18 protein-coding genes are annotated in these 21536 nt (G+C 47.2%); 6 read left to right on the top strand and 12 right to left on the bottom strand.

Annotated features, from left to right (window positions below):
• The first annotated feature begins 122 nt into the window (after positions 1 to 122).
• Entirely contained in the window at positions 123 to 560 is a 438-nt protein-coding gene (locus tag ACJJIJ_RS14800) for a rhodanese-like domain-containing protein (protein ID WP_444937752.1), read from the top strand.
• Positions 561 to 638: 78 nt separating this feature from the next.
• On the opposite strand, the gene katG is transcribed toward ACJJIJ_RS14800, so the two are convergent.
• Positions 639 to 2909: a catalase/peroxidase HPI gene (katG, locus tag ACJJIJ_RS14795; protein ID WP_444937751.1), complete on the bottom strand. Its 2271-nt coding sequence runs from the start codon at positions 2907 to 2909 to the stop codon at positions 639 to 641.
• A 535-nt stretch (positions 2910 to 3444) separates the two neighbouring features.
• Here katG and ACJJIJ_RS14790 point away from each other — a divergent pair.
• Positions 3445 to 5433, top strand: coding sequence for an alkyl/aryl-sulfatase (locus ACJJIJ_RS14790; RefSeq protein WP_444903156.1), 1989 nt, complete (start codon positions 3445 to 3447; stop codon positions 5431 to 5433).
• On the opposite strand, the gene ACJJIJ_RS14785 is transcribed toward ACJJIJ_RS14790, so the two are convergent.
• From ACJJIJ_RS14785 to ACJJIJ_RS14740, 10 genes are all read right to left on the bottom strand, one after another.
• Entirely contained in the window at positions 5344 to 7386 is a 2043-nt protein-coding gene (locus ACJJIJ_RS14785; protein WP_444937750.1) for a DNRLRE domain-containing protein, read from the bottom strand. The two genes, ACJJIJ_RS14790 and ACJJIJ_RS14785, sit on opposite strands and share 90 nt — an antisense overlap.
• 79 nt (positions 7387 to 7465) lie before the next feature.
• Positions 7466 to 8107, bottom strand: coding sequence for an Lcl C-terminal domain-containing protein (locus tag ACJJIJ_RS14780; RefSeq protein WP_444937749.1), 642 nt, complete (start codon positions 8105 to 8107; stop codon positions 7466 to 7468).
• Positions 8104 to 9687: an ethylbenzene dehydrogenase-related protein gene (locus ACJJIJ_RS14775; RefSeq protein ID WP_444937748.1), complete on the bottom strand. Its 1584-nt coding sequence runs from the start codon at positions 9685 to 9687 to the stop codon at positions 8104 to 8106. Before ACJJIJ_RS14775 ends, ACJJIJ_RS14780 begins: the two co-directional genes overlap by 4 nt.
• A gap of 226 nt (positions 9688 to 9913) precedes the next feature.
• On the bottom strand, positions 9914 to 10516 hold the full coding sequence (locus ACJJIJ_RS14770) for a glutathione S-transferase N-terminal domain-containing protein (RefSeq protein WP_444937747.1): 603 nt from the start codon (positions 10514 to 10516) through the stop codon (positions 9914 to 9916).
• A gap of 76 nt (positions 10517 to 10592) precedes the next feature.
• Complete coding sequence (locus tag ACJJIJ_RS14765; protein ID WP_252083304.1) at positions 10593 to 10844, bottom strand: HP1242/YdcH family protein; 252 nt, start codon at positions 10842 to 10844, stop codon at positions 10593 to 10595.
• A gap of 509 nt (positions 10845 to 11353) precedes the next feature.
• Positions 11354 to 12046 carry a TetR/AcrR family transcriptional regulator gene (locus ACJJIJ_RS14760; RefSeq protein ID WP_252083303.1) on the bottom strand — a complete coding sequence of 231 codons (693 nt, stop codon included), beginning with the start codon at positions 12044 to 12046 and terminating at the stop codon, positions 11354 to 11356.
• Between the two features lie 206 nt (positions 12047 to 12252).
• Positions 12253 to 13272, bottom strand: coding sequence for a cytochrome d ubiquinol oxidase subunit II (locus ACJJIJ_RS14755; protein ID WP_252083302.1), 1020 nt, complete (start codon positions 13270 to 13272; stop codon positions 12253 to 12255).
• Complete coding sequence (locus ACJJIJ_RS14750; protein ID WP_252083301.1) at positions 13265 to 14659, bottom strand: cytochrome ubiquinol oxidase subunit I; 1395 nt, start codon at positions 14657 to 14659, stop codon at positions 13265 to 13267. Before ACJJIJ_RS14750 ends, ACJJIJ_RS14755 begins: the two co-directional genes overlap by 8 nt.
• Before the next feature lie 199 nt (positions 14660 to 14858).
• The gene (locus ACJJIJ_RS14745) at positions 14859 to 15413 is read right to left on the bottom strand and encodes a GbsR/MarR family transcriptional regulator (RefSeq protein ID WP_444887187.1); all 555 of its coding nucleotides are present in this window, start codon (positions 15411 to 15413) and stop codon (positions 14859 to 14861) included.
• 174 nt (positions 15414 to 15587) lie between these two features.
• Positions 15588 to 16538, bottom strand: a complete 951-nt coding sequence (locus ACJJIJ_RS14740; protein ID WP_444937746.1) for a DUF1853 family protein — start codon at positions 16536 to 16538, stop codon at positions 15588 to 15590.
• Positions 16539 to 16754: 216 nt separating this feature from the next.
• On the opposite strand from ACJJIJ_RS14740, the gene ACJJIJ_RS14735 reads away from it, so the two are divergent.
• Positions 16755 to 17657 (top strand): bile acid:sodium symporter family protein, encoded by a 903-nt coding sequence (locus tag ACJJIJ_RS14735; protein WP_444889416.1) that lies wholly within the window; start codon positions 16755 to 16757, stop codon positions 17655 to 17657.
• A gap of 7 nt (positions 17658 to 17664) precedes the next feature.
• Here the strand turns inward: ACJJIJ_RS14735 and ACJJIJ_RS14730 are convergent, their stop codons facing one another.
• Positions 17665 to 18354 carry a Crp/Fnr family transcriptional regulator gene (locus ACJJIJ_RS14730; protein WP_444889417.1) on the bottom strand — a complete coding sequence of 230 codons (690 nt, stop codon included), beginning with the start codon at positions 18352 to 18354 and terminating at the stop codon, positions 17665 to 17667.
• An 81-nt stretch (positions 18355 to 18435) separates the two neighbouring features.
• Between ACJJIJ_RS14730 and ACJJIJ_RS14725 the strand changes: the two genes are divergently transcribed.
• The 3 genes from ACJJIJ_RS14725 (at position 18436) to ACJJIJ_RS14715 (ending at position 21512) form a co-directional block, all read left to right on the top strand.
• Positions 18436 to 19203, top strand: coding sequence for a class II aldolase/adducin family protein (locus tag ACJJIJ_RS14725; protein ID WP_444937745.1), 768 nt, complete (start codon positions 18436 to 18438; stop codon positions 19201 to 19203).
• A 217-nt stretch (positions 19204 to 19420) separates the two neighbouring features.
• Positions 19421 to 20347: a hypothetical protein gene (locus ACJJIJ_RS14720; protein ID WP_252083295.1), complete on the top strand. Its 927-nt coding sequence runs from the start codon at positions 19421 to 19423 to the stop codon at positions 20345 to 20347.
• 268 nt (positions 20348 to 20615) lie between these two features.
• The gene (locus tag ACJJIJ_RS14715; protein WP_444889418.1) at positions 20616 to 21512 is read left to right on the top strand and encodes a glycosyltransferase; all 897 of its coding nucleotides are present in this window, start codon (positions 20616 to 20618) and stop codon (positions 21510 to 21512) included.
• Positions 21513 to 21536 lie beyond the last annotated feature (24 nt).

Below are 21536 nucleotides of genomic sequence, written 5' to 3'. Positions count from 1 at the left end.
TGATATTTTCTGTTTACTTTCTTTCTCGTGGGTTATGTTGTTTGAGGAAATTGAGAGTGCAAATAATCTACTAAGTAATTTTTGGTAGATCTGTTCAGGAATATATTGGGTTAGGGTGAATTATGTTAAATAGAATTGTCGGTAGATTTATTATATTAGTTGCATTGATAAGTTTTTTTGGGTGTGCTGGTGTTGGAGCTGAAAAAGATATGCCGTCACAGGAAGTAAGTCGCGAAATGGTGGGAGTTGAAGCAGAACTACTATCTGCTTATATGCAGGACCAGTCCCTATTGACTCTAGTTGATGCGCGAACAGTGGGGGAGTTTGAGGCTGGGCATGTAAACGGTGCAATTAATGTCCCTCTAGGTGATTTCGATGAAATGAGAGAGCATTTAACAATAGGTCTTGACGAGATGGTGTTGGTCTACTGCAAAAGTGGCACGCGGGCAAAAAGATTGGCAAATAAATTATCTGCAGTGGGCTATAAGGATGTCAGAGTTATATCATCGCACCAGTTGAAATTTATTGAAGGAGAAATAATTTTTGCAAACTTGGATTAAAGTTTGATGTGGGTAGAGGAGACAAGGTAAACCGGCTGATATGCTGGTTTACCTTGAAGTAATTATCGTAAGAACCATTTACTGACTAGCTGTGTCAAAACGATCCAGATTCATTACCTTAGTCCAGGCTTTAGAAAAATCCTGCACGAATTTCTGCTGAGAGTTATTGAAGGCATAGACCTCAGCGACTGCTCTGAGCTCAGAGTTGGAGCCAAAGATTAGATCCACAGGGGTTGCCGTCCACTTTACCTTACCGGTTTTGCGGTCGCTACCCTCATAAACCCCCTCTGCTTTATCGGATTTCTTCCATACTGTGGACATGTCTAGTAAGTTGACAAAAAAGTCGTTAGTGAGTGTTCCTGGTTTATCGGTAAAGACGCCGTTTTTCGATCCATCAGTATTGGCGTTCAGCGCGCGCATACCGCCAATCAAAACCGTCATTTCTGGTACAGTGAGGGTCAACAGACTGGCGCGGTCCACCAGCATCTCGGTGGGTGTACGGCTATTATTACTGCTGAAATAATTGCGAAAGCCGTCGGCTGTGGGCTCAAGCATGGCGATGGAATTAACATCAGTCTGTTGCTGGCTTGCATCGGTACGACCGGGCTTGAAAGAAACGCTGATCTTTTGCCCTCCATCCGCAGCTGCTTTCTCAACAGCAGCAGTGCCACCGAGAACAATAAGGTCGGCGAGAGAGACTTTCTTACCCCCAGATTGGGCACTGTTAAACTCTTGCTGAATTTTTTCTAGCTGTGCTAGAACCTTGGCAAGTTCCTCTGGGTCATTGACTGGCCATTGTTTCTGGGGATTCAGCCGTATACGTGCGCCATTTGCTCCTCCACGCATATCTGAGCCGCGAAAAGTCGAAGCAGAGCCCCAGGCCGTTCTTACCAGCTCAGGCACGGTAAGGCCTGAGGAGAGGATTTTCGTTTTAAGTTGGCCGACATCATTGTCATCTATTAGAGGGTGATCGACTTTTGGTACTGGGTCTTGCCAGATCAGATCCTCTTTGGGAACTTCCACACCCAGATAACGCGCTTGAGGGCCCATATCGCGGTGAGTCAGCTTGAACCATGCCTTGGCGAAAGCGCGTTTAAATTCCTCAGGATTTTCCTGAAAGCGCTTGGCAATTTCCCGGTAACTGGGATCAAACTTTAAAGATAAATCGGTGGTAAACATGATTGGTGGATGCCGCTTGTTTTTATCAAAGGCGTCTGGCACCAAGTTGGCCGCAGCTTGATCATCTGGGATCCACTGTACTGCACCAGCGGGGCTCTTGGTTTTTACCCAGTTAAACTTGAATAAATTATCCAGGTATTGTTGGCTCCAGTTAATTGGAAGGGCCGACCAGGCCCCTTCAAGCCCAGAGGTCATTGTGTCATCGGCATTACCCCTACCACACTTGTTTTTCCAGCCCAGTCCCTGTTGCTCAATTGGGGCTGCTGCCGGTTCTGGGCCTAAGCAATCGGCTTTTACCGCGCCATGAGCCTTGCCAAAAGTATGGCCACCAGCGATCAGAGCAACCGTCTCTTCATCGTTCATGGCCATGCGGGCGAAGGTTTCACGAATGTCGATAGCCGCAGCCTTGGGATCAGGATTACCGTTAGGACCCTCTGGGTTTACATAAATCAATCCCATCTGCACGGCCGCCAGTGGTCTTTCTAACTGGCGATTACCGGTGTAGCGCTCATCGGCCAGCATCTTTGTTTCCGGGCCCCAATAAACCAGATCTGGCTCCCAATCGTCTATACGGCCGCCGGCAAAGCCGTAGGTCTCAAATCCCATGGATTCAAGAGCAACGTTGCCAGTGAGCACCATTAGGTCAGCCCAGGATAGATTGGCGCCGTATTTCTGCTTGATAGGCCACAGCAAGCGCCGTGCTTTATCTAGATTGGCATTATCTGGCCAACTATTCAGAGGGTCGAATCGCTGCTGCCCCCCCCCTGCGCCTCCGCGTCCGTCGTTAACCCGGTATGTACCTGCGCTGTGCCAGGCCATTCGGATCATAAAGGGGCCATAGTGCCCATAATCTGCAGGCCACCACTCCTGGGAAGTTTTTAACAGCGTTTCAATGTCACTCTTTACTGCTTTGAGATCCAGTGTTTTAAACGCCTCGGCATAATTAAAGTTTCCTCCCATGGGGTTAGACTTTGGGGAGTGTTGCCGCAAGGGGCGCAGATCCAGCTGGTTGGGCCACCAGAATTGGTTTGATTTAGGTTGGAAGTCCTTAGGGCCCTGGCGGGTGACGGGATCGGTCACTACCTCCTCCTCAGCAGAATACGTATTTGACGCCAATAATGATAGTGTGATGAAAAGAGCGGTACCGAGTGAAGCTCTATAGAATCGCATTGCAATCATCTCCATACGATAAGGAATGCAGATTACAGCTTTTTAATTTGGTCTTTCTTACAAATTTAAAGAGGTATATAGCCTATATTGGCGACGTGATTTTTGCGAGCTTTGTCGGACCAAGCAGCTGAGAAAGAGTTTTATTTCCAGCGGATGATAAATAAATAATATTGACTAGCGTGGTTTTTTGGGGGGCGATATTGGACGTTATACGTATTTATCTATCGTGATTTTATAGGTGCTAATCACCTGTGTCTTTGGTGAATAATTTCTAAGGATTAAATGTAATCTATTTGGTTGTTAAGCTTCTTTAAAAATTTAATTGTTGAAAATGACGAAATAAATACGGGAGCATAACACTATTTTTTAATATTGGTGGCTTTTATGACGTGTGAGCGATAGCTTCTTTGGGAAGTTAAAACAAGACCACCTCAATACGCAGAGATAAGCTGTTGCGTTCAGGTGTGCTGGCCCATGATTCTATTTTCTTATTCTAGGGCTAAGCCTATGGCAATGATTTATAAGGAGATTCTGTATGCGTATTTTTTTTATTTTTGGGGTGCTTTGTCTTTTATTGATGGCTTGTGGTGAATATTCACAAAAAGCGACCAAACATTCTGAGGAACTGAATGCCAAAGTTAAGCCGGCGAGTAAAGTTACCAAAGCGCATAACTTGTCTGTAGCGAAGCAATTGCCTTTCTCCAATGACTTGGATTTCCGCCTAGCCAAACGTGGGTTTATTGCCACGATTCCGGGAGCACAGGTTACAAACGCTATGGGAAGAGAGGTCTATGGACTGGCTCAGATGCAATTTCTAGATGGGGCGCCAAAGGATACAGTTAATCCGAGTCTTTGGCGGCAGGCTCAACTTAATGCTTTGAACAATGGGTTGTTTGAAGTTGTTGAAGGGATTTACCAGGTTCGCTCACTAGACCTAGCCAATATGACCTTGATCAAAGGGGAAACGGGATGGATTGTTATCGATCCCCTAACCTCTATGGAGACAGCTGCTGCTGGCTTGGCCCTGGCTAATAGGACGTTAGGCAATAGGCCTGTTAGCGCTGTAATTTTTACCCACAGCCATGCGGATCATTTTGCCGGTGTAGCGGGAGTTCTCACCATGCAACAGCTAGCCGAAGGAAGTGTGGAAATTATCGCGCCTGACGGATTTTCCGAGGAGGCAATCAGCGAGAATGTCCGCTCGGGCAATGTGATGCAGCGGCGGGCGCTCTACCAATTTGGGGACCTGTTACCATCTAGCCCAGATGGATTTGTGTCCTCGGGTCTTGGCAATCGCGTGTCTGATGGAGAGCACGGTATTGCAACGCCTACACAGTTGATTCCCGAAGAAGGGGCAGAGATGAAAATAGATGGTGTAGATATCATCTTTATGAGCACCCCTGGAGCCGAAGCTCCCACTGAGATGGTCTTCTTCTTTCCCCAGTTTAACGCCCTATGTATGAGTGAGATTGCCAATCACACTTTACATAATATCTATACGCTTCGCGGTGCTAAAACTCGGGATGCGCTGGCGTGGAGTCGCTACATAGAGAGAGCCATGGAAAAATTTGGTGGAGATACCCAGGTGGTTTTCAGTAGCCATCACTGGCCCACCTGGGGAAATAGTGAGGCGCTGGATTACCTAGTAAAGCAACGAGATCTTTACAAATATATTCACGATCAGACTCTACGCCTGGCTAACCATGGCCACGACATGATCGAAATCGCCGAACAAATACAATTGCCAGAGGCGCTCTCCCACACCTGGGCTAACCGGGGTTATTACGGTACGGTCAATGTGGGCGCAAAAGCGGTGTACAACCGTTATCTAGGATATTTTGATGGGAACCCTTCCAATCTACACCCACTCCCTCAGGAAGAAGCCGCGCTTCACTATGTAGAGTATATGGGAGGCAAAGAAGAAATAATGAAACGGGCACGGCAGGATTTTTCCCAGGGAAATTACCGTTGGGTGGCGATGGTGTTAAAGCACTTGGTTTTTGCTGAGCCAAAAAATCAGGAGGCACGTTATTTATTGGCGGATGCTTTCGAACAGCTGGGGTATCAGGCGGAGTCTGGAATTTGGCGCAATTTTTATTTAAGCGGTGCCAGGGAATTACGCCACGGAGTTGAGTTCCGTGAGGAGATGCAGCCGCCGGAAGAAATTGTTGCGCGGGTGCCTCTACAACTTTTATTTGATGCTATGGCGGTACGCCTCAATGGGGAGAAGGCGGCGGATGCGGATATCCGCTTAAATATTGAGATGACGGACAATAAAAATAAATACTTAGTGGTCGTTAAAAATGGAGTTTTACACGGTTATCCAGATCGACACAGTGAAGATCCCTCAGCGAGTTTGGCACTAAGTAGCACCGACCTGCGACTGATGTTCAGTGGTTTGGTCGGTGCTCCCACCATGATCAAGGAGGGGCGCTTAAAGGTGCGCGGCAATCCCTTGGCTTTGATCCAGTTTGGCAGACTCTTCGATAAGTTTGATAGGAACTTCAACCTGGTGACCCCTTAATTGGGAGATGCCGGGCAAGGTGGGCAACAGTTTGTCGGGCCTCATATCACCCGTTAGTCGTTGCGGTATGAGTCCCTGATAAGTGGAAGCGGCCGGCTTCGCTTTTAGAGCAAAATTGTTACAAGTAGCCTCAACTTTGAGTGCCGGTGACATGCCGCTTTCCTTGGAAGTGAAGTCCACACCGTTAATACCAGTGCGCGCGGCAATAACAAGCCCGGTATTTATACCGCTAAGCCAACTATTGAGAAGCCCGGAAGACAGAAGATCGATACTTTCTAAACCCTTATAAAAAGGCACAAAGCTCTCTGCCAGATTGCCACGTACCGATGAGCCCCCCACAGAGTTCCAGGTGGCGTTTTCCTCACTCCAGTTATTGGCGGCCTGGTAGATACCGAAAGTGCTACCCGATCGATTCGTGACATTCAGCTGCAGAGTGGCAGAGCTGATAGAGGAGCAGCCGGAAAGACTGCCTAGATCAAATTTAATCAGTGTGTAGAGTGTCCCATAGGTGTGGTCACTCCCATCGGCCAGTAGTCCTTCGGGGTCATGGTTAAAATTACTTGATGCGTAACGGGAGGAGATAAACACATCATCGCTTATTGGTAGGGAAAAGCTGCCGTTACTATCTGAGCTCTCTTGAATCACGCTGCGGCCAGCGTTATTAGCGATCAAATTCATGGATTCCCCCAGGCGGTTGGCGCTCCACCAATTCACATTATCTGGCAGGATGAGTGGATCGGCGGCACGTGCCTCCCGAGTCAGAGTTTCTGCAGTGTCATCGAACTGTGCGGTGCGCACTACCAGTCCACTTTCATTCACCTGGATGACCTTAAACTGCTGGATACTGGCCATGTCGATGGTCCAGGTTTTGGCGTCGTTAGCTGAACGGGCTGGAGCACCCCAACTCCCTTCCCCCACGTAAACGGTACCGCCGTTGTTGGTGGTAGAAAAGTTATTGCCACTGGGTATCACGGCCTCAGTCATTTTGGTGAGATGAGTATCGGATTCCACCACCAGGTTCATCGCATAGTCGTAAAATGACTGCGCCCACCAGTTAAATAAAGTGGGATTGTCAGACTTGCCGCTGTAATGGGGGAACATGGGCTTGTGATATTGGGCGAGACGCCAGCTGGCGGCGCTGCCATAGCTGGATAAATCGCTCGACAGCCAATTATTCATTGCGCTGGCGTAAGAGGACCATCCACTATTCTGAAACTGGCTATTTAAGGTGTAAATACGCAGTAAAGGTGACACCTGCACGGCACCATAAGTGTCGCTGGGCGAACAGTCTCCATCGCCATTAAAATCCACGCCGAAGACTTCGCAGATGGTCGAGTAATTATCATCTTCGTGATTGCCGTGAGTGGGGATCAATGGGTAGATTCGCTTGTAGCTATAACCATCAATTGTATCGCTGGAGTAAGTCAACTCCCAGTCGTCGAGGAATTCTCGCATTTCTGAGGCGCTATTGGCATTGGTGAAGTCGCCGCCATGCATTACTGCGAGAGGGCGTATTTTAGCTAGCAGAGTATTTCCCTGGCGACGAGTGGTATGTCCTGTGCGGGTATCACCACCGGCAATTACTACAAAAGGCGCGTTTTCTGCTGGAGCTGTCCTAAACCAAAATCGCTCACCACAGCCATTTTGGTCACATACACGAAAATAAACAGGAGAGTCCGCATTCAAATCTTGCAGGCGTACAAAATGGCTGGTGATACCGCTATCGAATGTTTCGCTATTGCTGACAAATGCGCTGTTCCAGCTGCTTTCATTGGTGGAGTAACCGTAGCTGACATAGGGATTACTGCTGTTGCCATCTGGAGAAAAACCGATGACAGCACTGCTGGAAGCATCGCCATCCCAGGCAAGGCGGTAGTGTTTGGTGGCGGCACTGACGTTGACTGCCAGCAACAATGTCGAAATAGTGAGAGCGGGGCCTATATATCGTCTCATTGCGGAAATTCCTCTGCAAAGTTGGGACTTTTTGTGAGAGGCCACCGCCTGGAGGGGGCAGGTTGGTGGCGCGCAGGAATTATTGGGGAACGATGTGACAGATGCTTGAACGATTGGTTACCAAGCGTGTGAAAGCTGCATTGCGATAGGGAATTGTGACGGTTTGCCCATTTATAAAATTGACCGCTGCGCCACCGACTTTTAGATAGGAGTAGATGCCTTCGAGGGGGAGGTCGCCATCACTGGTCCAGTAATCACCGCGCTGGGTTTTGGGGAAGTATCCAGTTTCGATACTGGGGCTTCCCGGCTGTGCGTCTGGAGCCACCAGTGAACGCAGTTCGCTGGCGGAGGGCAGGCGCCAATGTTCTGCATCACAGAGTTGGTCCCGGTTAGTGTGTCGGATTAAATCCTCTGTGTCACAGCGCTCTGCTTCGAAATAACAATCTCCATTATTGGCAACGCCCTGATTGTTTAATAGTCGCGAATAAGTCCAACGTCCATCGTGAATGTCCTCACTATCTGTCTTGACCTCCCACAGCAGACCGCTGCGGCTATCGCAGACACAGGACCAGGGGCCCTCCCAGGTATCCATTACTTTTCCCTCAGCACTCACTTTTAGAAGGTGGTATTGCTGCGGTTTTGGAGCCTGTGGTGTGTGGATAACGGCAGTACCAATCAGACAGGCGGGGAGAATAAAAATCAAAAAGAGTCGCGTGATCATAGCGCTTTACTCAGATTCAGTTGGATGGCTCTGGTATGACGGGTGTGGGCAACTTGTGCGCGATCAAATGCGGAAACCCACAGGCAGGTGCCATCTTCGATAGGAATGTCCAGGGGAGAGGCTGTATTTAATTTGCGTACAAGCTCTAGCGACCAGTATCCATCACGCCAAATACCTTTGGCTCTAACATCCGCACGATCACCCTCGAAGCGATTGGAGGTATAAAGTACCGAAGGCATTAGAGTACCTGGTGCTATCCGGTCGCTTTCTGCTGAGTAAGGTTGGTAATCAAACCAGGAGATGGTCCAATCAAGCTCCTGGCGTTCTTTAACATTTTGAAAGGGAGCCAATACATTAGCATCACTAGGCAAGCGTTTAGGAGTGATGCCAGTGGGGGAATACCATTTCCAGTTCAGTAAATAAGCACCGGATTCCTTTGCATCCTGTTGGTAACCTGCCGTGTAGCGGCGTTTACCTGCACGCACTTTATCTGGCGCGCCGATAAAATTGTCATCCGCCAGATACATTTTATTAGTGCGTACTGCTTTCCAGTGCCAAAGATCGTGAAGTTGCCCCGATTGGCTGTAGTGATACCCCTTGCCATGCCAGTTTGATGGCTTGTTTGCCAGTGGTGAACGTCCGAGATGGGCGGTGCCAGCACCTCCGAAGTCACAGTGACTGGAAAGTAACAAGGCAAATTTGTCTTCGTAAAAATTCTTTTCATCAAAATTCTCAAAGCCTTGCTGCTGGATCTTCCAACCTTGATCCGTTTTTATCAGGGGTAAATGAGTCAGGCTTTCTGTGGGATCCTGCCAGGAAATATGAAAATAAATCTCCTCACCATTTTGCAGAGCTTTGAGATGCACATCAGTGCGACCCTGATAAAAATTTGCGCCGCCATCGGTACTGATTTTTAGTGGCTGAGCTTTTGCCCATTGGGGTTCATCGGCATGGCCATCAATATCAATGATCGTATGGATAGGAATTGAGGTTACGGGCAGTTGATAATAAGAAAATTTGGTCAGAAGCAGCCAACCGCCGAGCAGAAAGATGGGCAGCAAACTACATAGCAATGCCAGTTGAATTCTTTTTTTTGTGGCTGGCTTGAGGATATAGAGAAGAGCACTTTGCCCGAACTGCAGTAGATAAACGCCTGCGTGTAGAAAAATATAGACGCTGAGTCCAAGCGCGGCGAAAAAATGTAATATTCGGACCAGTGATAACTGGCCTATCCCAGCAAAGAGCAGCCAGCCACTGGCCAACGAGATGCCAATGAGGCTAATGCCCCCCCAGGTGACTACTCGGTGGTAATTCCATTGTTTATGAGCGCATGATTGTTCAATTCGATAAAGTCGAATAGCATTCGAGTATAAATAAGAAAGGGCAACCAGCGAAAGCAGGAGTGCAGAGAAGAAATGTACACTGTGTACCTCTCCCTGGGGCAGCAGTTCTTCAATTGAGGCAATGGCGGGTTTAGTGAGTGTGGCAATACGCAACCCACTGAAAAGACTGCAGATCACAGCTATTACTAATGCAGCATGCAGCAGTATCCACATGGGGCTTTTTGATCTGTCAGACATAATTAGGCCCTAAAAAAGCCCACAGGCTATCGGCGGGATATGACAGTTTAGAGAAACTTATGTGGCTCTGAGAAATGGTTAAAACTCATTACTCCGCCAAAATGCAGTCTTTGCTAAAAAAGTGATGTTGGAGACGCGTTGAAAATATTTAGGCCATGCTTAATTAGGGAGAAACTGTAGGGAGGCTTGGCGACGCTAAGTTTTACTTAAAGATTTCAAAGCTAAGTTAGTCGCGTAATCGCGTTATTTTGAAGCTTTTTCGTATTTCGAGGGTTTCTGACAGGGCGCTTAGTTGTGGCCTATCTTTGCGCCAGTTGAAGTCTTCGTGCCGAAAATCAAGGTATGAAAGTGCAGAGCCGAGCGCAATTTGTAGAAGACAAAATGTTTGAGGAAATTGATGGATTCTGGCTTCAAAAAAATCTAGGGTGCGATTGATTGCACTGTTGTAGCGCTGCCACCAAAATTCTGACTGAAGCCCTTCACGCCCGCGAATTTTCTCTACCTGTCTGTGAACCAAGATCTCCATTAGACCTGAGGACACACTATAGAGTGTTTTTAAATTCCAGTCATTGTCTATCGCAGAGCTGAGGTGGCCATCTCCAAGTTGTTTATCTAGGAACTCACAGATCACTTCGCTATCCATAATAACGTTTCCGTTATCTAAGGTCAGACAGGGAACTTTACCTAAAGGATTATTGGATATTAAATCATTTGTATTGTGAAAAGGGTGAGAAAAAACCTCACTAACGCGGGAGTGTAACTTGAGTTCTTCTATAACAATTCGGGTTTTTCGGGCAAAGGGGGAGGAGTAAGTCAGAAAGAGTTGCATAGCGGCGCTTAATCACTCAGCCACTCTATATGGCCGGCATTGGTGATGAGGCGCCGCTAATTTTGCAAAATAACTACTAATGGTGGGGAATGACATCAGTAATACGGTTATAGAGGTGTTGTTTGAGATAGGCACGTTGCTTTTTTAGTCTTGAATAGTGATCGTCATCAGTGCCGATGCCACTATCCTGTAGTCCTCTAATTTGTTTATCCAGTTTTCGATACTGGTCGTTATCTAGCTTGAATTCTACGTCATTCCTGATCAGGTGCTTGATAGTATCGGCGTACTCGGGAAAATCCAACTCCAGCTCATGCGCGGCTATGGACATAGAAAACCTCCCCTCCATTCAGTTAAAGCATCAAGGGTAATATTAGTTTGTGAATTTGAAGTCACAAAAATCACCACCAAGAAGCAGACTGGGCTACTAATTATTGGACGATGATTTACCCCCGTTGTTTCAAGCTGATAACGTATTAGGCGGCTAATTTTTAGGTGTGAAAAGGTTGTTCAATTATAGGATTTCTTGAAGGCGGTATTCTTTATGAAGAAAAATTCTAACAAAAGAAAATTTTAGAATGCCATTTTTTAGAGAGTATGCTTGTGATTGATCAGAAGTTTACTCTGAGTGTGTCGTTTATGAGATTGTAAGGCGAAAGCGATGGTGAAATGTTAATGGCTTTCAGTATTGCCGCATTCGTAATTTTTATATTGATAAAAAATGAAATTTAACTAATTGGAAGTTTTGTTGGCTGGGTACACAAATAAGCCTGGCAAATATTATTGCCAGGCCCTAGGTGTGTCGATATTATCTAAATTTTAATTAATAAAATTTAGGCTTTATGCAGAGGCTTCTAATGGAGCAAAGCGCAACTGACGTCTTTGCAACAGCTCTCCGAGATACAGCTTTAAGTATGCTGCAGCGGCACGCTTGCCCTCTGCGGCGGCTTCCTCGGTAATTCTTCCGAAACGCGAGTATGCCTGGGAACAAAACGAATCATTGATATTGATGGCGCACATAAAACGGTCGCGCCAGTCCTGTGATGGAGGCAACTCAAATTCACGAGACAGATTCTTAATCAAGGTATCTGCCAAGCGCCAGTTGTTTTCCATCTGTAATTGACGTAGAGCCCAGCTGGACTGTGGCCCGTAGTGTACTTTAAGTGCGGAGATATTATCTTCGTAATAACTACGCACTAAGTCGCACAGGTGGTAGAGCATATCTTGCCAGCTATCCGCTGGTGAGAAATCAGAGTGCCCCAGCACCACATCGCCAAATGACTTGTAGTGACGTTCCGCCAGAGCGGTAAGGCTGGCATCTACGCTTGGGAAAAAGTGGTACACGGATGCAGCTGGGACCCCAGCTACCTGGCTCAGATTGGCTAGACTTATGTCCGTGGAATCCTGCTCGGCAATGAGGGTTTCCAGCGCGTCGAGAAGCTTTTCATACTTCTCACGGCCGTTTTTACGTTGTGGTTTGCGCGGACTAGCAGTGTCGCGCCGGCTAATAGCACGTCGATCGATTTGGTTCAAATTCACCTCCCCTTAGACAAGCGCAGTTGGCAAGCGCCAGAAGTGCGCTTTACTTCCTTGTAAAAAATTGTCTTCTGGAATTGATGATTATTATCGTACCAATTTCGGGGAGCAAGGGGATTTTGTTCGAATTGTGGGATAGTTCCGCGCTGGCGGATTAATTTTGATCAAGTGTTACTATCCCACACAATTCGAAAAAGGTTGTGCTAATGGTAGTGAAGTTCGGAAGCTTTACCGCGAAACACATAGTACGAGAATGCCGTATAGATCAGTATGATCGGCACTACAATCAGGGCGCCCACTAAAATGAATTTCAGTGAAGCGGTGGCACTGGCTGCCTGCCAGATATTCAGCTGCCCAGGCACTATGTCGGGAAAGAAGCTAAAAGCCAGGCCGATAAAGCACATCAGAAAAATAGTCACTACCAATGTGAAGGGCAGTGCACTGTGCCTATCGTTGGCTTTGGGTAACCTGGCCAGCAAGAGGTCATTAAAAATAAAAGCCAGAAAACACAGGGTGGGTATCAGGAGTACGAACATCACCAGTGGATAGCTGAACCAACGATCAAAAACGGCTGGATTGACCAGTGGATTGATCGTGGAGACTGAGACTACGCCAAGGAGAGTCGCCCGCCCAGCCCGACGCGCCCAGCGTACTGCCCGTTCCTGCAACAGTGACTCGGTTTTCAATACCAGCCAGGCCGAGCCCATATAGCTGTAGGCGGCAGTTACCCCCAGGGCACTGACTGCAGAGAAAAGCTGTGCCTGCCAGCCAGGCTGGAACCCCATCACATATTGCCCCAGCATATAACCCTGGGCCAGGCTGGTGATTATGGATCCTGCTTTAAACGTCCTGTCCCAAGCGAGTTTATGCCCCACGGCTGCTTTGGCGCGAAAGTCAAAAGCCACGCCGCGCAAAATCAGCCCCACCAGCATTATCGCTGCTGGTATATAGAGATGCATCAGCACTAGGTTGTGGGCTATGGGAAAGGCGATAAGCAGCAGGCCGATGGCGAGCACCAGCCAGGTTTCATTGGCATCCCAGAAAGGACCAATCGAGGCAATCATGGTGTCCCGCTGGGGCTCGTCTTCCTTACCCAGGGGGAGGAGAATACCCACCCCAAGGTCGTAACCATCCAGAATGGCGTAAACCAGTACTGCTAGACCCATTAGGCCGATAAAGACAACGGGTAGCCAATAGGCTGCGGATGATGCGGCCTCATTCATGGGATTCCCCCTTGGATTGCTCTTGGGTGGATTTCGGTAGGTTGGTTAGGCTGCCACCGGCGAGAGGTTCTTTGGTTTCAAACTCCTCCACTTTGACCGATTTCAAAGCCATTACTTTTAGGGTGTGAATATAGGCATAGAGCAGGATGACATAGACAAGCAGATATAGGGTGAGAGAGAAGCCCACATGGGAAGGTGGAATCTGGGTTACGGCATCTGCGGTTTTGAGAACCCCGGTCACAAGCCATGGTTGCCGACCAATTTCAGTGACATACCAGCCTGCTAAGGTGGCTACCCAACCCGCGAACGTCATTCCTACCAGGGTTTTGAGCGCCCAGTTGGGTAGCTCTTTGCGCCGCCAGAGGAGGTAGCAACCTCCCCAGGCGACAGCTAGCATTAATATCCCCATACCCACCATAATTCGGAAGGCGAAGAAAACGGGTGCAACCGGCGGATGATCATTGGGGAATTCTTCGATACCTTTTATTTCTCCATTTAAATCATGGGTCAGAATAAAGCTGGCCATTTTGGGGATAGCTATCTCGAAATGATTGGTCTTCTTCTCACCATCTGGTATTGCAAATAGTAATAGTGGCGCGCCCCTTTCGGTCTCCCATACTCCCTCCATTGCCGCCACTTTCTGCGGCTGATACTTAAAAGTGTTAAGACCGTGTAGGTCGCCGACAAAAATCTGGATTGGAATAAAAACAGCTGCCAATACCAACCCGGTTTTTAGTGCTAGCCGCGGTGCACGCTTTGGGTCACCTTTAAGTATCCGGTAAGCAGAGATACCTGCGACAAAGAAGGCTGCAGTGAGACCCGAGGCCAGTAGCATATGAGTGAGGCGATAGGGGAAAGAGGCATTAAAAATAATAGCCAGCCAGCTCTCTGGGTAGGCGACACCATCTCGTAGTTCAAAGCCGGATGGGGTCTGCATCCAGGAATTGAGTGCAATGATCCAGAAGGCGGAAAGTGTGGTGCCAATAGCCACTACAAAGGCTGAGAAGGTGTGAACTTTGCTGGGGACACGATTTATTCCAAACAACATGATACCTAGAAAAGTGGCTTCCAGAAAAAAAGCGGTAAGCACTTCATAACCCAAGAGAGGCCCGGCGATATTGCCAACCCGAGCCATAAATCCTGGCCAGTTGGTACCAAATTGGAAAGACATAGTGATGCCACTAACGACACCGAGCGCGAAGGTTAGGGCAAAGACCTTTACCCAAAAACGATAGGCTCTCATCCAAACAGGATTATCAGTTTGGTCGTAGCGAAGCTTGAAGAAAACAATAATCCAGGCGAGGGCTATTGTGATGGTGGGAAAAAGAATATGAAAACTGATATTGGCCGCAAACTGTATTCGGGAGAGGATCAGAGTATCTAGCATGGGAGCCTCTGCTGGTCGGACTAATTTATTAACCAGATAACCGGGCGACTCTTCCTGATAGGCCCGGGGGTGCCCGTTAAACACCATTGCAGGAGTATGGACCCACGGTGTTTATTGAGCGGCTGCCGACGTTGTGTCGGCGGCGGTTTATCCTTTTACCGCCTGTCTTGGTTGCCCAGCGGGCAATTCAGGTATAGGTTTATTCTGGAGCCTTTCCTCCTGTCATTTTACTTTTCAGCTCCAGTAGCTTGACGATGCCGGAGCCCAGTTTCATTAGCTTGAGTAAATCGTCGTGTTCCAGCTTGCTCAGGGTGTTGGCAAACTCTTCAAGTAATTCCAGCAGACTGTAGACTTCTTGAATTTTTTCCTGGGCCTGTGCTTCTTGTTCATCCTGAGGCTCATTGAGCAAGAGCTGGCGCAATAGGCTCAGGGTGGGGTCCAGTTCACGTTTACGTCGCTCTTCAAATACAGTTCGAGCAAGCTCCCAGATGGACCCTGCAGCGGTGAAATAGTCTTTTCGGTCACCTGGCTGGTGCTGTAGCTCAACAAGGCGCCAGGCTTGCAGTTCTTTGAGGCCCATACTCACATTGCCGCGACTGATCTTCAGTGCCTGAGCCAGCTGCTCGGCATTTAGGGGGGAAGGGTGGATGGTAAGCAGGGCAAACATCTGGCCCACGGTGCGATTAAAACCCCACCGGCTGCCCATTTCTCCAAAGTGCAGTACAAAAGCCTGGGCTTGACTGGATAGTTTCATTTTCTTCTTAAGTTTCAGAAATTTCTGAAAATTGTAAATGTAAATTGATCCAAGTCAATAAATAATTGGAAAAATTTTGTTTTAAGTTTTTTGCTTTGGGCTGTAGATAAGTAAATTGTCAGGGAGGTCGGGCCCACAAGTAGTGGTTGGCAGAAAGTGTTTTCTCTCAGGGCGTTATGGGTATTTCAGAGGGAGTGATGCCTGTGCTCTACGCGGCCAGTCGCTAGGTACAATAAAGCCGCGACCCATTTCACCTTCTTGGCCCATAAGAGCAAAACATAGAGGCTTATCAACTGCTGAGCTCTGAAGTCCGGCCATAAGTTGCTCAAAAGAGACGCCGTGGGGTTCTTCCCATTCTATTGATGCCATCCAGGCTTTTTTGGGAAGCTGGAGCCAGCGCAGACCTGCTGAGATATTTCCTTGAGTGGCAAGGTTTCCGAGGGTTTCCAAGTCGGTCCACCAATTACTATTGCATAGATGCTTCAGATTCCTCCCCGGTGTCTGATTAGTTGGTAACCGGTTAAAGAGTCGGCCTGGCATCAGCGTCCACTGTCGATCAATATAAAGCTCCTGAGCTTCTAATAAAGGTTGTACGGATTGTTGTTGGATGAGAGGCAGTTGATGTTCCGCCATACGCTTTAATTTGATATCCAGGCGATCCTTGAGGCCTGTGCCAACCCAGAAGCCGACGGGCTGAGAGAGGTAGAACTTCACCGCAACCTCCCAGTGCTCGCAGCGATTACTGGGTAGGTGATGAACCACAAAGTCCAGTTCGCCGAGAGTTCTACCCTCAATACGCAGGGGCAGGTTCTGGTGCAGCAACTGGTAATCGGGGTGGTATTGAAAAGCGAAAGACCAGAGTCGCTCAAAGTAAACGCCAAGCCGGTTGGTGGGTTTGTGCCGGTCGCCTTCAATCAGGTATGTTTCGAGCGTATCTATTAATTCTTGTTTGACTTCTTTGCGGGAAAAATAAGTGTGCAATTGGTTGCGGCGAGCCATAGGTAGCCATGGCAGGTCAATGGTGCTAGTTGATTTGTCACTAGTATCAACAATATCGCTACTGCCCAGGGACCAAAGTAGGTTGGACCAGTCATCTACAATAGGGCTGGGAAGTCGATTGGTCATATAAACCCTGTCAGCGGCAAAAAAGCTCTCTGATTCTACCAGAATCGGCACTTGACTTGGGACTGTGCTAGGGTTCATCTTCCAGAGAGATATTTAATAATAAAACTGCTGTCCCCCTATATCTCACCTCGTGTGGATTACACGTTTTTGCCAAAGCGTAATCTACATGGGATATGGGGAGATATAGCCAGACAATAATAAAAAGAGGAGGTGAATGTGGAATCAGGGCCTATGATCTCGATCGGTCTACCCATCGCACTGTTTATCATTATGGTGGGCATTGGAATGACCCTGACCGCCAGGGATTTCCATCAGGTGACGGTAAAACCAGGTGGGTTAGTGGTGGGTACACTTGCCCAGATTGTACTTATGCCACTTGTGGCTTTTGTTCTGTGTTGGGCGCTCAGTTTACCCGCACCGATAGCTGTGGGTTTGGTGATTATTGCAGCCTGCCCGGGTGGAACGACCTCAAACCTTTTTACGTTACTCGCTCGCGGTAATGTAGCGCTCTCCATAGTGTTAACGGTTTCGGCAAGCCTAATTACGATTCTGACCCTGCCGTTCTTCACCAATTTCGCCCTGCGCCAATACTTTGGAGCAGAGCAGGAAATCGTTCTCCCTTTTGCCAAAACTGTCGCCATGTTATCGGTGATAGTCTTGCTACCCGTGGTGATTGGCATGTTGATACGGGCTTGGAACCCTCATTTGGCAAGCCGCGCTGAGGGCATTGTAAGTATTTTTGGGGCGCTGGTACTGGTCATTTTAGTGGTGGGATTGGTGTGGGGTATGAGAGACCGGATTGGAGAGCTCATGCTGTTGGCCGGCCCCTCTACAATTTTGCTGAATTTACTGGGGGTGTTGACTGGCTTAATCATCAGCCACTTCAGTGGGCTTTCCCGGCGGGATGGTCTGGCAGTAGCTACCGAGCTGGGCATCAAGAACGGGACTATTGGTCTCATGGTGACCCTCACACTGATGCACTCCAGTGAAATGTCGGTGCCTTCAGCCGTATATGGAGTACTTATGTTTCCATCGGGGATGTTGCTTGCCTATTATGGCCGCAAGAAAGCGCGCGAAGCTGGGGAGGCAGACGCGGCGCAAGCTGGCGAGGTCGGATGAAATCCTCTCAGTCCAACAGCTTTATATAGGTATCCAAGTGCGAGATATCCGGCACACTGATGCGACCGTAAGAGCACTCTATTAGTCCCTTGGATTCAATATTCTTTAATACCCGGTGTACTCCCTGCCGGGTCATCCCCATGGTGTTGGCGAGTAGTTCTTTGGTGAGGCGGAAACTGGTTGGGCCACTTTTTTCGCCGCCGTTGTGCATTTGGGCCATAAAAAGCAGACGTCGAGCAATTCGCGCTTCGGTACCACGTAGTACATCGTCCTGGATAATGGACATTACTGTCCAAAGCCTGAGGCTAATTTGTTCCAATGCTATTGGGTAGGCTTCGGGGTGTTGTTTCATTTTTGCCCTCAAGATTTCACCCGGAATATCGACTACAGCACAGTCAGTGTGAGCGCTTGCTCCAAATACTCGCGGAGTGCCAGGGCAAAATACGGTATCACCAAACCAAGCTCCACTATCTAAAATCGCAAGGGTCGCTTCGCGCCCGGCAAAATTACTGGAGCATATTCTTACTTGTCCTTCAGCGATAATTGAAAGGCGCTCCTGATGGGAGCCCGAAGGGTAGATGCTATCACCCTGAGAAAAGTACTGGCATTGTGCCTGTTGGGCTAAGAATTCTCGACCCTCACCGGGTAGGCCAGCTAGCAGTGGGCATTTATCAAGGAAACTAACGTTTTTATTCATTTGCCAAGTGTAAACAATTTGACAGTGTTTACAGCAGGGATGATTCAGAATTTGAGCTCTAATAAAGCTGGGGAGAGGACGATGAAACTGGAAACCATACCTTCACTTAAGGGACGTGTTAGCGATGAAGAGTGGCAATTACGTATAGATTTGGCTGCGGCTTACCGATTGATCGCCTATTTTGGGTGGGACGATACTATTTTCACTCATCTCTCTGTACGTATTCCTGGGCCAGAATCACACTTTCTTATTAACCCTTTTGGGATGTTTTTTGACGAAATTACTGCTTCCAGTTTGGTAAAAATCGATTTGCAGGGAGAAAAAGTGGATGAAAGTGTGGCAATGGTGAATCCTGCAGGGTTTACTATTCACAGTGCAATTCATGAAGCGAGGAAAGATGCCCACTGCGTTATACATACCCATACTACTGCCGGGGTAGCTGTATCTGCTCATGCAGAGGGTTTACTGCCAATCTCGCAGCAATCACTATTTCCCCTTACAAGTATTGCCTACCACGACTATGAGGGAATTGCTGTGCGCAAGGATGAAAAGTCACGTTTGGTGGCTGACCTGGGATCAGCGAACTATATGATCTTGCGCAATCACGGACTGTTAACCTGCGCTTCTACTATTCCTGATACCTTTTTAGCAATGTTTATATTGCAGCGTGCCTGTGAAATTCAGGTCACAGCTCTTGCTGGCAACCCACCACTCACTCCGGTGCCCCAGAATATTGTGGATAAAATAGTGAGTGAAGGAGATATGGTTACCAGTAATCAAGGGGGGCTATTGGCTTGGCCTGGATTTTTAAGGAGGTTGGATAGAGTTAACCCAGGGTATAATGAATAGCATTTGTCCCAAATACCCTGAATGTGATTTTAGGTTCTATATTTCTGGGTATTGATCAAGAATTTAAAATTTAAATTGGATGTTGGGGAATTAAGCGCCACAATCAAAGGAACCCTGATTTAGGCCTGGCTAATGGACTTTACTTTCAACAAAATGGAATTAATGTGGGCTTATCGCCACCAATGAGTCCTCGAAGGCTAATCAACGGTATTCCAATATGCTCCAGTACTTTCTTAAAAAAAGATTAAAAAAACATGACTCTAATAATAATTTAAAGGTGGAGTCTCTGGTTTTAGGTCATCTTCTCGGCTTGAAGGCTCTGAATTGTGAGTCATCCGGCGTTGGCAATGATAAGCCGCATAATATAGTCGTTTCGCTGACTTCTTATAATAAGCGTATTTATGATGTTTACTTATGTATAGAAAGTCTTTATCAACAATCCTTGAGAGCAGATGCAATAGTTCTATGGTTATCCTTACGTGATTTCCCCGATAGGAGATTACCTGAGATACTTCGAAAACAGCAGGCTAGAGGCCTACAAATTCATTTCGTGGAGAATGATTTTGGGCCTTATATGAAATATATGTATGCCTTTGATATGTTTCCAAATAGTCTCATTGTCACTGTGGATGATGATGTGCTTTATCCTTCAGATACTATCGATTTACTATATCAATCTTATTTGAGAGCTCCCTCACATATCCATTGTCATAGGGCACATAAGATTCTGTTAAACGGAAAAGGGGAATTGAAACCTTACGAAAGTTGGCGCTCTTATGGGCTAAATAGTGAGCCATCTCCTTTCCTTTTTGCTACGGGAATGGCTGGGGTTTTGTACCCTCCGGATTCATTACATGAGGATGCTTTCAATAGTAAAAAATTTATGGAGTTATGTCCTGCTGCTGATGATGTTTGGTTGAAGGCGATGAGTTTATTGCGAGGAAAATATGTTACTAGGGTTCCAGACTATCGATACTGGAGGGAACGCTTTCTTACTATTCAGGGATCACAGATTCAACAGTTAAAGGAGATCAACTTGAGAGGCACAGGTGGTAATGACTGCAAGATTAAAAGGGTGTTTTCAGAGTATCAATTACTTGACTATTTACAGGAGCGAAATCAGCCTGTTTTAAGTCCTCACTAGGGGGTGACTTGGGTGAAAGACCAGAGCTGCCCCAGATAGGGGTAATCTACTCAAGCACTTTTTTTTAGGTGAAAGAAGCTGCCCTCGGCCTTAAATTGGGTTTTTGTCCTAAATATGGTGTTTGAGTGGCCATTGGCTGTGGCATCTGGCATAATCTGCCAAGTTTGTACCCACTTCCGCCCTCTTCTCTTTTGATGGTGTTCCCAAGCTGAGCGGATTGCTGTTCGGCTATTCGGTACAATAGGTTGAGTTTGCTGGATGGCCCTGAATGTTCCAATATTTTTTAAAGAAGCGCTTAAAAAAGCACGACCTAAACAATAATTTGAAGTTGGAAGCACTTGTTCGCTGCCAGTTGCTTGGTCTACACGCTTCAAGCAACACAGATCCGGGAGTGGGAAATGCTAAGAGACATAATATTGTTATATCTCTAACGTCCTTCGATAAGCGAATCCACGATTTATATTTGTGTATTGAAAGCCTCTTCCAGCAATCCCTTAAGGCTGATGCAATTGTTCTTTGGTTGTCTACCAAGAACTTTCCAAATAAGACTTTGCCCGAGACCCTTAAAAAGCAACAGCAAAGAGGGCTGCAAATATTTTTTGTTGAGGAAGATCTGGGACCCTATAAAAAATATGCTTATGCTTTTGAAAGATTTCCTGACAGCTTGATTGTTACTGTTGACGATGATGTTCTTTATCCGCCGGATATGATTGATTTACTTTATCAGGCATATGAAAAAGATCCATCCAAGATTTATTGCCACAGGGCTCATCGAATGCGTCTAGATAAAAAAGGAGCACTACTGCCTTATGGAAGTTGGGAAAGTAGCATAAGGGACACAGAGGCATCTCATTTAGTCTTTCCAACTGGCATGGGAGGAGTTATGTATCCTCCAAACTCCTTGCATAAGGATGCGTTTGACCCCGAAAAATTTATGACCCTGTGCCCAAATGCAGATGATATTTGGTTGAAGGCAATGAGTATTAAAAGCGGGACTTTGGCTGCGCGTATTTCTGATTCCCGTAGCTGGAGACATCGCTTCTTAATGATTCAGGGCTCACAAGAATATGCATTAATGAAGGAAAATCATAAGAACCGTCAGGGGAATGATTGCAAAATTAAGAAGGTCTTCTCTGAATATGACATCTATGATTTGCTGAAATAGTAAAAGATTGAATTGTCGTTGAGA

The organism is Microbulbifer mixtoriginis (SeqCode), assembly GCF_052467945.1.
Note: the sequence above shows the minus strand (reverse complement) of the source record. Positions and strands in the feature narration are given on the sequence as shown.

Excerpts from the sequence above, each read along its gene's own strand:
- ACJJIJ_RS14800 (WP_444937752.1), top strand. The coding sequence starts at position 123 with ATGTTAAATAGAATTGTCGGTAGATTTATTATATTAGTTGCATTGATA.
- katG (WP_444937751.1), bottom strand. The coding sequence starts at position 2,909 with ATGCGATTCTATAGAGCTTCACTCGGTACCGCTCTTTTCATCACACTA.
- ACJJIJ_RS14790 (WP_444903156.1), top strand. The coding sequence starts at position 3,445 with ATGCGTATTTTTTTTATTTTTGGGGTGCTTTGTCTTTTATTGATGGCT.
- ACJJIJ_RS14785 (WP_444937750.1), bottom strand. The coding sequence starts at position 7,386 with ATGAGACGATATATAGGCCCCGCTCTCACTATTTCGACATTGTTGCTG.
- ACJJIJ_RS14780 (WP_444937749.1), bottom strand. The coding sequence starts at position 8,107 with ATGATCACGCGACTCTTTTTGATTTTTATTCTCCCCGCCTGTCTGATT.
- ACJJIJ_RS14775 (WP_444937748.1), bottom strand. The coding sequence starts at position 9,687 with ATGTCTGACAGATCAAAAAGCCCCATGTGGATACTGCTGCATGCTGCA.
- ACJJIJ_RS14770 (WP_444937747.1), bottom strand. The coding sequence starts at position 10,516 with ATGCAACTCTTTCTGACTTACTCCTCCCCCTTTGCCCGAAAAACCCGA.
- ACJJIJ_RS14765 (WP_252083304.1), bottom strand. The coding sequence starts at position 10,844 with ATGTCCATAGCCGCGCATGAGCTGGAGTTGGATTTTCCCGAGTACGCC.
- ACJJIJ_RS14755 (WP_252083302.1), bottom strand. The coding sequence starts at position 13,272 with ATGAATGAGGCCGCATCATCCGCAGCCTATTGGCTACCCGTTGTCTTT.
- ACJJIJ_RS14750 (WP_252083301.1), bottom strand. The coding sequence starts at position 14,659 with ATGCTAGATACTCTGATCCTCTCCCGAATACAGTTTGCGGCCAATATC.
- ACJJIJ_RS14745 (WP_444887187.1), bottom strand. The coding sequence starts at position 15,413 with ATGAAACTATCCAGTCAAGCCCAGGCTTTTGTACTGCACTTTGGAGAA.
- ACJJIJ_RS14740 (WP_444937746.1), bottom strand. The coding sequence starts at position 16,538 with ATGACCAATCGACTTCCCAGCCCTATTGTAGATGACTGGTCCAACCTA.
- ACJJIJ_RS14730 (WP_444889417.1), bottom strand. The coding sequence starts at position 18,354 with ATGAATAAAAACGTTAGTTTCCTTGATAAATGCCCACTGCTAGCTGGC.
- ACJJIJ_RS14725 (WP_444937745.1), top strand. The coding sequence starts at position 18,436 with ATGAAACTGGAAACCATACCTTCACTTAAGGGACGTGTTAGCGATGAA.
- ACJJIJ_RS14720 (WP_252083295.1), top strand. The coding sequence starts at position 19,421 with ATGCTCCAGTACTTTCTTAAAAAAAGATTAAAAAAACATGACTCTAAT.
- ACJJIJ_RS14715 (WP_444889418.1), top strand. The coding sequence starts at position 20,616 with ATGTTCCAATATTTTTTAAAGAAGCGCTTAAAAAAGCACGACCTAAAC.